Annotated in this window: 6 protein-coding genes and 3 pseudogenes; 4 read left to right on the top strand and 5 right to left on the bottom strand. The window is 69.4% G+C overall.

Translation table 11 applies throughout. The features are described 5' to 3' along the window. The coding region (locus tag AC27IO_RS16260) for an ABC transporter ATP-binding protein (RefSeq protein WP_498739687.1) at positions 1-818 on the bottom strand (818 nt) is incomplete at its 3' end. Between the two features lies 1 nt (position 819). Further along, a pseudogene (locus AC27IO_RS16255) lies at positions 820-1900 on the bottom strand (ABC transporter ATP-binding protein). 402 nt (positions 1901-2302) lie between these two features. On the opposite strand from AC27IO_RS16255, the gene AC27IO_RS16250 reads away from it, so the two are divergent. From AC27IO_RS16250 to proC, 4 genes and pseudogenes are all read left to right on the top strand, one after another. Then, positions 2303-3574, top strand: a complete 1272-nt coding sequence (locus AC27IO_RS16250; protein ID WP_487115306.1) for a porin — start codon at positions 2303-2305, stop codon at positions 3572-3574. A gap of 282 nt (positions 3575-3856) precedes the next feature. Beyond that, complete coding sequence (locus tag AC27IO_RS16245) at positions 3857-4621, top strand: DeoR/GlpR family DNA-binding transcription regulator (RefSeq protein ID WP_284394152.1); 765 nt, start codon at positions 3857-3859, stop codon at positions 4619-4621. Positions 4622-4673: 52 nt separating this feature from the next. Then, a pseudogene (gene glpK, locus AC27IO_RS16240) lies at positions 4674-6205 on the top strand (glycerol kinase GlpK). Positions 6206-6281: 76 nt separating this feature from the next. After that, positions 6282-7124 carry a pyrroline-5-carboxylate reductase gene (gene proC / locus AC27IO_RS16235; protein ID WP_498739685.1) on the top strand — a complete coding sequence of 281 codons (843 nt, stop codon included), beginning with the start codon at positions 6282-6284 and terminating at the stop codon, positions 7122-7124. 94 nt (positions 7125-7218) lie between these two features. On the opposite strand, the gene ubiA is transcribed toward proC, so the two are convergent. The 3 genes and pseudogenes from ubiA to AC27IO_RS16220 all read right to left on the bottom strand — a co-directional run. Next, the gene (gene ubiA / locus AC27IO_RS16230) at positions 7219-8094 is read right to left on the bottom strand and encodes a 4-hydroxybenzoate octaprenyltransferase (RefSeq protein WP_498739683.1); all 876 of its coding nucleotides are present in this window, start codon (positions 8092-8094) and stop codon (positions 7219-7221) included. Positions 8095-8210: 116 nt separating this feature from the next. Beyond that, on the bottom strand, positions 8211-8735 hold the full coding sequence (locus tag AC27IO_RS16225; RefSeq protein WP_284394159.1) for a Dps family protein: 525 nt from the start codon (positions 8733-8735) through the stop codon (positions 8211-8213). A 153-nt stretch (positions 8736-8888) separates the two neighbouring features. After that, positions 8889-9700, bottom strand: a pseudogene (locus tag AC27IO_RS16220) (dipeptidase); the annotation flags it as partial.

The raw sequence follows: 9700 nt of genomic DNA, 5'->3' as shown, positions 1-9700 counted from the left end.
GGCAGGGCCTTGCCCGCGGGCCGCGCCAGGCGGTGGCCCGCGACCACGATCGCATCCGCCTCGCCCTGCGCGGGCAGGAAGTTCATGCCCGGCGAGCCGATGAAGTGGCCCACGAACACGTGCTGCGGCCGCTCGAAAAGCGCATCGGCCGCGCCCACCTGCACGGCGCGCCCGCGCGTCATCACCACCACCTCTTCGGCGAAGGTCAGCGCCTCCACCTGGTCGTGGGTCACGTAGATCAGGGTCAGCTTGAGCTCGTGGTGGATCTGCTTGAGCTTGCGGCGAAGCTGCCACTTGAGGTGCGGATCGATCACCGTGAGCGGCTCGTCGAAGAGCACGGCCGCCACGTCGGAGCGCACCAGGCCGCGCCCGAGCGAGATCTTCTGCTTGGCATCGGCGGTCAGGCCCGAGGCGCGCTGGTCGAGCTGCCCGCTCATGTCCAGCATCTCGGCGATCTGGCCGACGCGCTGGCGGATCTGGGCCTCGGGCACCTTGCGGTTCTTGAGCGGAAAGGCGAGGTTCTCGGCCACCGTCATGGTGTCGTAGATCACCGGGAACTGGAACACCTGGGCGATGTTGCGCTCCTGCGGGCTCGCGTGGGTGACGTCCTTGCCGTCGAACAGCACGCGCCCCTGCGAGGGCACGAGCAGGCCCGACATGATGTTGAGCATGGTCGTCTTGCCGCAGCCCGAGGGGCCCAGCAAGGCATAGGCGCCGCCGTCGCGGAACTCCATCGACAGCGGCAGCAGCGCGTAGTCGCTGTCCTGCTGCGGGTTGGGCTTGTAGGCGTGCGCCAGGTCCAGATTGATGCGCGCCATCTCAGCGCCCTCCCCGGCGCGCGGGCGCCAGCAGCAAGGCGCCGTCGGCGCCGAAGACATAGGCTTCGCCCGGTGCCAGGTGCAGCGTGATGGCCGCACCCAGGTCGAAGTAATGCACGCCCGTGACCTGCGCCACGAGTTCGCCCCAGGGCGTGTGCGCATGCACGAAGGTGTCCGAGCCCGAGATTTCGGCCAGCTCCACCGTGCCGGCCACCGCCACGTCGCCGGGGCGTGCCTGCAGACGCAGGGCACTCGCCCGCACGCCGACGGTCAGGCCCGTCGCGGCGCTGCCCGCCGGCAAACCCTGCGGCAGCGCCAGCAGGCCGCCACCGGCCATGCGCACGCCGCCCGCGCCGCATCGGCGGCGATCAGGTTCATCGGTGGGTCGCTGAAGGCGCGGGCCACGCGCAGCGAGCTCGGGGCATGGAAGACTTCGGCCGTGGGGCCGTACTGCAGCAGTTCGCCCTCGTGCAGCACGGCGGTATAGCCGCCCAGCAGCAGGGCCTCGCCCGGCTCGGTGGTGGCATAGACCACGGTGGAGTCGCCGGCCGCGAACAGCTGGGTCAGTTCGTCGCGCAGTTCCTCGCGCAGCTTGTAGTCGAGGTTGACCAGGGGCTCGTCCAGCAGCATCAGCGGCGCGCCCTTGGCCAGGGCCCGGGCCAGCGCCACGCGCTGCTGCTGCCCGCCCGACAGCTCGGCCGGGTAGCGGTTCAGGAACATGTCGATGTGCAGCCGCTCGGCCAGGGCGCGCACGCGCTCGGCGATGCCCTTGTCGCCCCGCAGCTTGAGCGGCGAGGCGATGTTGTCGGCCACCGTCATGGAGGGGTAGTTGATGAACTGCTGGTACACCATGGCCACGTTGCGCTCGCGCACGGGCACGCCGGTCACGTCCACACCATCCACGCGCACCGTGCCTTCGGTCGGCTTGTCCAGCCCCGCCATGATGCGCATCAGGCTGGTCTTTCCCGCCTGCGTGCGCCCAGCAGAACGGTCACCGCGCCGCTTTGCAGCGCCATGTCCATGCCATGCAGCCAGGTCTGGGCCCCTACCCGCTTGTTGATGCTCTCAAGTGCCAGCTGCATGCAGCTACCCCATTTCTGCGACCCAAGCCGCAGCGCAGAGCGCGCACGGCCAAGTCTTCGTTGTTCGATTGCGATCATTTTTTGTTGTTTTTGTGATCGTTTTGAATCAAGGTTTACCCTTGATTGATTCGTTTTTGTTCGCTTGGCGCCAGTGGCGCGCCCCGCCCCACCGTCAGCGCGCCGTGCGGCGAAAGACGTCTGCAGCGAGGGCGATGGCCAGAAAACAGCGTCTCCAGCGCACTCCGTGCTCTGGAGGTTCCGGGTTTTCCCCTGTGTCGCAAACGCCCTGCTCGGTATTCACACCCTTTACCGCTTGAAACATTGCCCCTAGTCTCGGGCTTCATTCACGAGCGTCGGCGGTGTCGGCGGCGCTCCCGTCCAATTTCGTATCTGGGAGATGTCATGAACAAAATGCGTGTGCTGTCGGTGGCTGTTCTTGCCTGTCTATCGTCGGTCGCCATGGCACAAAGCACGTCGGGCATGGCGGGCAGCAGCAGCCTCAACATGTACGGCATCGTGGACCTGGGCGTCAGCCATGTGACCGGCGGCCCCGGCGGCAACCAGACCCGGCTGATCAGCGGCAACATGGAAGGCTCGCGCCTGGGCTTCAAGGGCAACGAAGACCTGGGCGGTGGCTACCGCGCGATCTTCACCATGGAAGCGCGGATCGAGGCCGATACCGGCGACACCAGCAACCGCCCCGTGTCCCTGGGCCAGTTGCCCGACCGGCTGAGCACGGCCACCTCGCTGGGCCTGCCAGCGGCCCTGCAGCCCGCGGTGACCGCCGTGGCCAATCAGATCGGCTCCAACATCGGCGTCAACCTGAACAAAACCTTCTTCGACCGCCAGATATTCAGCGGGCTGGTGACCCCGTTCGGCGCCTTCACGTTCGGCCGCCAGTACACGCCCGGCTACCTGGCCACCGGCAACTTCGATGCGATGAAGACCGAGTCCAGCCTGTCCCTGGGACAACTGGTGGCGATCCCGAACTCGTTCGACATCCGGGTCAGCAACTCGATCCAGTACGCCCTGCAAAAGGACGGCCTCACCGCCACCGCCATGTACGCCGCCGGCGAGGTGGCGGGCAAGCCGAGCGCGCGGCGCCTGCTTGGCATCATGGCGATCTACAAGGGCGACGGCTATTCGTTCGGCGGCGGCTACAACACCCGCAACAACGAACTGGGCGAAAAGTCGCTCACCACCGGCATCGTGGGTGCCACGCTGGACATCGGCCCGGGCACGCTGTCCGGCCAGTACGCCGTCATCAAGGACGACCACCCGAGCGACCTGTCCACCATCGCCGCGAGCCTGTCGGCCAACCCGGCCACGGCGCCGGTGGCGGGCCTGGTGCAGAACGCGTTCATCCAGGGCTTCAAGCAGGACGCCCGCCTGTTCCAGGTCGGCTACCGCATCACCAGCGGCGTGCACACGGTGACCGTGGCCTACAACAACATGAACGACAAGCGCCCGTTCAATGCCGACCGCTACTCCTACGGCGCGGCCTACACCTACGCGCTGTCCAAGCGCACCGACGTGAGCGCTGTGCTGACGCACCTGGAAAACAAGAACACCTCGCAGGACTTTCTGGGTGGCAACGGTTTCATCGGAGGCGTGGCGGCCTCCCCAGGCAAGGACGTGAACAGCATCGCCTTGTCGATTCGCCACCGGTTCTGACGCGCTCCGCAGTCTTCCAAAAGAAGCCTTTGGCCGCCGAGACAAATCCCCCGCAAGGGGGATTTTTTTCGTCCGGGGCCACCGAAAACCTTTTGGGGCACCGACGGCGGCACCCTCTGCCTCGGCGTTCGATCCGGATCGGGATTGTTGCTTCTTGATCGTTTCCCATCAAGGTTTACCCTGGAACGGTTCGTTTTGGTTCGCTTTAAAGTCAGGCAGTCCCGCTGCGGACCCTGCGCTGTCATTTCTTTTCGATTTCGCTTCGCCACCCGAATCCTTTCCGTGAACACCAACCCCCGCCAACTGCGCCTGCTCGAAGAGGTCCGCTCCCGCCAATCCGCCACCGTGGAGGAGCTGGCCGACACCTTGGGCGTGACGCTGCAGACGGTGCGGCGCGACGTGCAGCGGCTGGCCGAACTGGGGCTGGTGAGGCGGTTCCACGGCGGCGTGCGGGTGCCGACCTCCACCGTGGAGAATCTCGGCCACACGCAGCGCGAAACGCTGCATGCCGACGGCAAGGCCCGCATCGCGCGTGCCGTGGCGGCCCAGGTGCCCAACGACTGCTCGCTGATCCTCAACATCGGCACCACCACCGAAGCCATCGCCCGCGCGCTCATGCACCACCGCGGCCTGCGCGTCATCACCAACAACCTGAACGTGGCCGCCATCCTGAGCGGCAAGCCCGACTTCGAAGTCATCGTGGCCGGCGGCGTGGTGCGTTCGCGCGACCGCGGCATCGTGGGCGAGGCCGCGGTGGATTTCATCCGCCAGTTCCGGGTGGACATCGCGCTCATCGGCATCTCCGGCATCGAGTCGGACGGTACGCTGCGCGACTTCGACTACCGCGAGGTGAAGGTGGCGCAGACCATCATCGCCCAGGCCCGCGAGGTCTGGCTGGCCGCCGACCACAGCAAGTTCAGCCGCGCGGCGATGGTGCAGGCCGCCACGCTGGCGCAGATCGGCCGGCTGTTCACCGATGCGCCGCCACCCGAGCCCTTTCCCGCGCTGCTGCGCGATGCCGGCGTGGACTGCACCGTCGCTGGATGACGCCCCCACCGCCCCGCGGCACCCCGCCGGTCCTCTCCTTCCAGAATCCACCATGACCTATCTGCTCGCCCTCGACCAAGGCACCTCCAGTTCCCGCAGCATCGTGTTCGACGAGCGCGGCCACATCGTCGCGCAGGCACAGCTGGAGCTGCCGCAGATCTACCCGCAGCCCGGCTGGGTGGAGCACGACCCGCGCGAGATCTGGCGCACCCAGCTGGCCACCGCGCGGCAGGCCCTGGCCCAGGCGAATCTGAAGGCCGGCGACGTGCGGGCGCTGGGCATCACCAACCAGCGCGAGACCACGGTGCTGTGGAACCGGCGCACCGGCGAGCCCGTGCACCACGCCATCGTCTGGCAGGACCGCCGCGCCGAGCCGCTGTGCGCCGAGTTGCGCGAGCGCGGCCTGGCCGGCACCATCCAGGCCAAGACCGGCCTGCTGATCGATGCGTATTTCTCGGGCACCAAGCTGCGCTGGCTGCTGGACCACGTGCCCGGCGCGCGCGCCCAGGCCGAGCGCGGCGAACTGGCCTTCGGCACCGTGGACAGCTGGCTCATCTGGCAGCTCACGCAAGGCCAGGTGCACGTGACCGACGTGAGCAACGCCGCGCGCACCATGCTCTTCAATGTGCGCACCAACCAGTGGGACGACGAACTGCTGGAGCTGCTGCAGATCCCGCGCGCCCTCATGCCCGAGGTGCGCCCCTCCAGCGCCCACTTCGGCGACACCCACCCCGAGCTGCTGGGCAGCGCCCTGCCCATCGGCGGCGTGGCCGGCGACCAGCAGAGCGCGCTGTTCGGCCAGGCCTGCTTCAAGGCCGGCATGGCCAAGAACACCTACGGCACCGGCTGCTTCATGCTGATGCACACGGGGCAGAAGTTCCAGACCTCCACCAACGGCCTGCTCACCACCAGCGCGGCCCAGATCGGCACGGCGCCGCCCGGCGCGGCCTCGCTCAGCCTGGCCGGCAGCACGCCCGAGTTCGCCATGGAAGGCAGCGTGTTCGTCGGCGGCGCGTGGTGCAGTGGCTGCGCGACGGCCTGCGCGCCATCTCGGCCAGCAACGAGGTGCAGTCGCTCGCCGAAAGCGTGCCCGATTCGGGCGGCGTGATGATGGTGCCCGCCTTCACCGGCCTGGGCGCGCCCTACTGGAAGCCCGACGCGCGCGGCACCATCACCGGCCTCACGCGCGGCACCACGCTCGCCCACATCGCGCGGGCGGCGCTGGAGAGCATCGCCTACCAGAGCGCCGCGCTGCTGCAGGCCATGAGCCGCGACGCCGTGGCCGCCGGCGGCGCGCCGGTGAGCGAGCTGCGCGTGGACGGCGGCGCCTGCGTGAACGACCTGCTCATGCAATTCCAGGCCGACCTGCTGGGCATTCCCGTGGTGCGGCCCGCGGTGATCGAGACCACGGCGCTGGGCGCGGCCTACCTGGCCGGCCTGTCGAGCGGCGTGTACCGCAGCACCGACGAACTGTCGGACCTGTGGCGCGCCGAGCGCCGCTTCATGCCCACGCTGGGCGCCCCCCGCGCCCGCGAACTCATGGCGCGCTGGGAGCACGCCGTGCGGCAGGCCTCGCTCGACTGAAAACCGCCGCCCCGGCCCCCCGCCACAGCGCAGGCGCTAACATCCTGCGCTTCGCCTCCACCTGCCCACCGCCGCCATGAATGCCACGCCCGCCGCGACCGATTCGCCCTCCTCCGCCATCGCCTTCATCGGCGGGGGCAACATGGCCAGCGCCATCATCGGCGGGCTGATCCGCCAGGGCGTGCCGGCCGCGCAGATCGAAGTGGTCGAGCCCTGGGCCGAAGCCCGCGCCGCCCTGCTTTCGCAGCACGGCATCACGGCGCACGAAGCGGCCGGCCCCGCGCTGGCCCGGGCCGGCACCGTGGTGTGGGCCGTCAAGCCCCAGACCTTCCAGGAAGCGGCCCGGCAGGCGCGCGCCCACACCGCCGGCGCCGTGCACCTGAGCGTGGCCGCCGGCATCCGCTCGGACAGCATCGCCCGTTGGCTGGGCAGCGAACGCATCGTGCGCGCCATGCCCAACACCCCGGCGCTGATCGCCCGCGGCATGACGGCCCTCTACGCCCGCCCCCAGGTGACCGCCGCCGAGCGCGCGGCCATCGAGCGGATCATCGCGACGACGGGGGAATTCCTGTGGGTGGACGACGAGCCGCAGCTCGATGCCGTCACCGCCCTCTCGGGCTCGGGCCCGGCCTATGTGTTCCGCTTCCTGGAGGCCATGATCGAGGCCGGCGCCGCCATGGGCCTGAGCCGCGCCCAGGCCCACCAGCTGGCCGTGGCCACCTTCGCCGGCGCCTCCGAACTGGCCCGCCGCTCGGACGAGCCACCCGAGGTGCTGCGCCAGCGCGTCACCTCCAAGGGCGGCACCACCTACGCCGCCCTGCAGTCGATGGAGCAGGACGAAGTGCCCCAGCGCTTCATGCGCGCCCTGGAGGCCGCGCGTGAGCGGGCGCGCGAACTGGGCGACGAGTTCGGCGCCTGATCGCCAGCGCGGGCGGGCGCCCCGCCGGCTTCAAGCCAAAGCGCCCTCCAGCACAATAAGTACTAGGGCATATCGCTATAAAAACAATAGCAAACTACCACAGCGCGTAACCCACGGCGATGCCGGCGAACAGCGTGAACCCGATCCAGTGGTTCTCGCGGAAGGCCCGAAAGCAACCGTCGCGCGTGCGGTGGCGGATCAGCGCGAAGTGCCACGCCACCTGGGCCAGCACCGCGCCGATCGCGAGGTAGAACGCCGCGCCCAGCCCCAGCGGCGCCAGCGAAACGCCCCAGAACGCCACCAGCAGCAGGTAGAACGCCAGGATGGCCGCCACGTCGAAGCGGCCCAGGGTGATGGCCGACGTCTTCATGCCGATCTTCAGGTCGTCGTCGCGGTCCACCATGGCGTATTCGGTGTCGTAGGCCAGCACCCAGAACAGGTTGCCCAGCACCAGCCACAGCGCCAGCCACGGCACCTCGCCGCGCACGGCGGTGAACGCCATCGGAATGCCCATGCTGAACGCCACGCCCAGCACCGCCTGCGGCATGGAAAAGAACCGCTTGGTGAACGGGTACAGCACCGTCACCGCCAGCGCCGGCACCGACCACGCGATGGTGATGGCATTGGTGGTGAGCACCAGCGCGAAGGCCACGAGCGCCAGCACCGCGCCCACGGCCAGCGCTTCGCGCGGGGACACGGCGCCGCTCGTCACCGGCCGCTGCGCCGTGCGCTTGACGTGCCGGTCGAACCGGCGGTCGGCCACGTCGTTCACGCAGCAGCCCGCGCTGCGCATCAGGATGGTGCCCAGCGTGAACACGGCCAGCAGGTGCCAGCCGGGGAATCCGCCCGCCGCGACCCACAGCGCCGACAGCGTGGGCCACAGCAGCAGCAGCCAGCCGGCCGGGCGGCTCCAGCGGATCAGGTCGAGGTAGAGCGACAGGCGCGACGGCGTGGGGGCGGAAAGCTGCATGGCGCGGACAAAGGAGAGGAAAGAAAAAGAGAGAAAGAGAGGCGACCCGGGAAACGAAAACGCCCGCACGGGTGGGCGGGCGCTGGCTGGGCAGGGCCGTGCAAGGCCCGGCCGGCTTACTCCTCCAGGAGCGAGCGCAGCATCCAGGCGGTCTGCTCGTGCACCGCCAGGCGCTGGGTCAGCAGATCGGCCGTGGGTTCGTCGCTGGCCTTGTCGGCCACCGGGAACAGCTCGCGCGCCGTGCGGGCGACGGCCTCGTGGCCTTCGACCAGGATGCGCACCATCTCCAGCGCGTGGGGCGGCTCGGTGGGCGCGTCGGGCAGCGAGGTGAGCTTGCCGAACTGAGCGTACGAGCCCGGCGCCGCATGGCCCAGCGAGCGGATGCGCTCGGCCACCGGGTCCACCGCGTTCCACAGCTCGGTGTACTGCCCCATGAACATGGTGTGCAGCGTGTTGAACATCGGGCCCGTCACGTTCCAGTGGAAATTGTGGGTGGTGAGGTACAGCGTGTAGGTGTCGGCCAGCAGGCGCGACAGGCCTTGCGCGATGGCCGCGCGGTCCTTGTCGCTGATGCCGATGTTGATGCGCGGTGCGCCGCTGGCGCCGGCGCGGGCAAGGGGGGTCTTGGGGGTCTTGGCCATGGAGAACTCCTTCGGGTGCTGAACTGAACGATGCGTTGCGTTGCCGCTGCCATCTTGCCGGCCCGGGCGGGCCCCCGCCGCTGCCGGGGAGGCGTGGCGCCCGGGCGCCTGAAACACTTTAGCGCATGCAGGGCGGCCAGCGGCCGCCCGGGGTCACTGCATCTGCGGCAGGTTGCCGATGCGCACCAGCATCTCGGTGAACATCTGCATGTCGGCGTCGAGGTCGGCCACTTCCTTGAATTCCTTCGCGTTGTGGGCCGTGTACTTCTTGCCCGGCATCGCGGGGCCGAAGTTGATCGCGTTGGGCATCAGCTTGGCCGTGGTGCTGCCGGCCGTGGGCACGGGCTTGGCCTCCAGGCCCGTGGTGTCGCCGAAGGTGTTGAGCAGCGTGGAAAGCCAGGCGCCCTTGGGGTCGCGCGCCATCCACTCGCCCTGGCTGTGGTCCACCTCGACCGCCACGCCGGCCTGCGCGCCCCACGCCTGGATGCGCGCGGCGGTGGCCTTCGTCAGCACGTCGGCGGTGCTGCCGCGCGGCATGCGCACGTTCACCAGCACATCGACCTTGCCGTCCTTCTCGCGCACCAGGTTGGGCGACATGGTGAGCGGGCCCATGAAGTCGTCGCTGTACGCCAGGCCCATCGTGCGGCCCAGGTAATCGGTGCCGTACAGGTCGGCGATGTAGCGCACCGCGCCCGCATAGCCGTTGGCCGCCAGCGGCACGCCGGACTCCTGCAGGAACAGCGCCAGGCGCGGCAGCGGGTTCACGCCCTCTTCGGGGCGCGAGCCGTGGGCCGACGTGCCCGTGACCTTGACCGTCAGCGCAGCGCCGTCCTGGACGATGTCGATGGCGAAGGGGCCGCCCTGGCCCGCGTACTTGGCGATGAAGGCCTCGCGGGCCGCGCCCAGGCGCTGCGCCGCGGCGGCCAGATCACCGCCCGTGAGGCGCGCGGTGGCCGTCTGCGGCA

It is taken from the genome of Acidovorax sp. KNOB132 (assembly GCF_057541515.1).
The sequence above is the reverse complement of the archived record's forward strand: the minus strand, read 5'-3'. Positions and strand labels throughout refer to the sequence as shown.

Bases quoted from the DNA above. Each gene is read 5' to 3' on its own strand.
- ubiA (WP_498739683.1), bottom strand. From the start codon at position 8,094: ATGCAGCTTTCCGCCCCCACGCCGTCGCGCCTGTCGCTCTACCTCGAC.
- AC27IO_RS16225 (WP_284394159.1), bottom strand. From the start codon at position 8,735: ATGGCCAAGACCCCCAAGACCCCCCTTGCCCGCGCCGGCGCCAGCGGC.
- AC27IO_RS16250 (WP_487115306.1), top strand. From the start codon at position 2,303: ATGAACAAAATGCGTGTGCTGTCGGTGGCTGTTCTTGCCTGTCTATCG.
- proC (WP_498739685.1), top strand. From the start codon at position 6,282: ATGAATGCCACGCCCGCCGCGACCGATTCGCCCTCCTCCGCCATCGCC.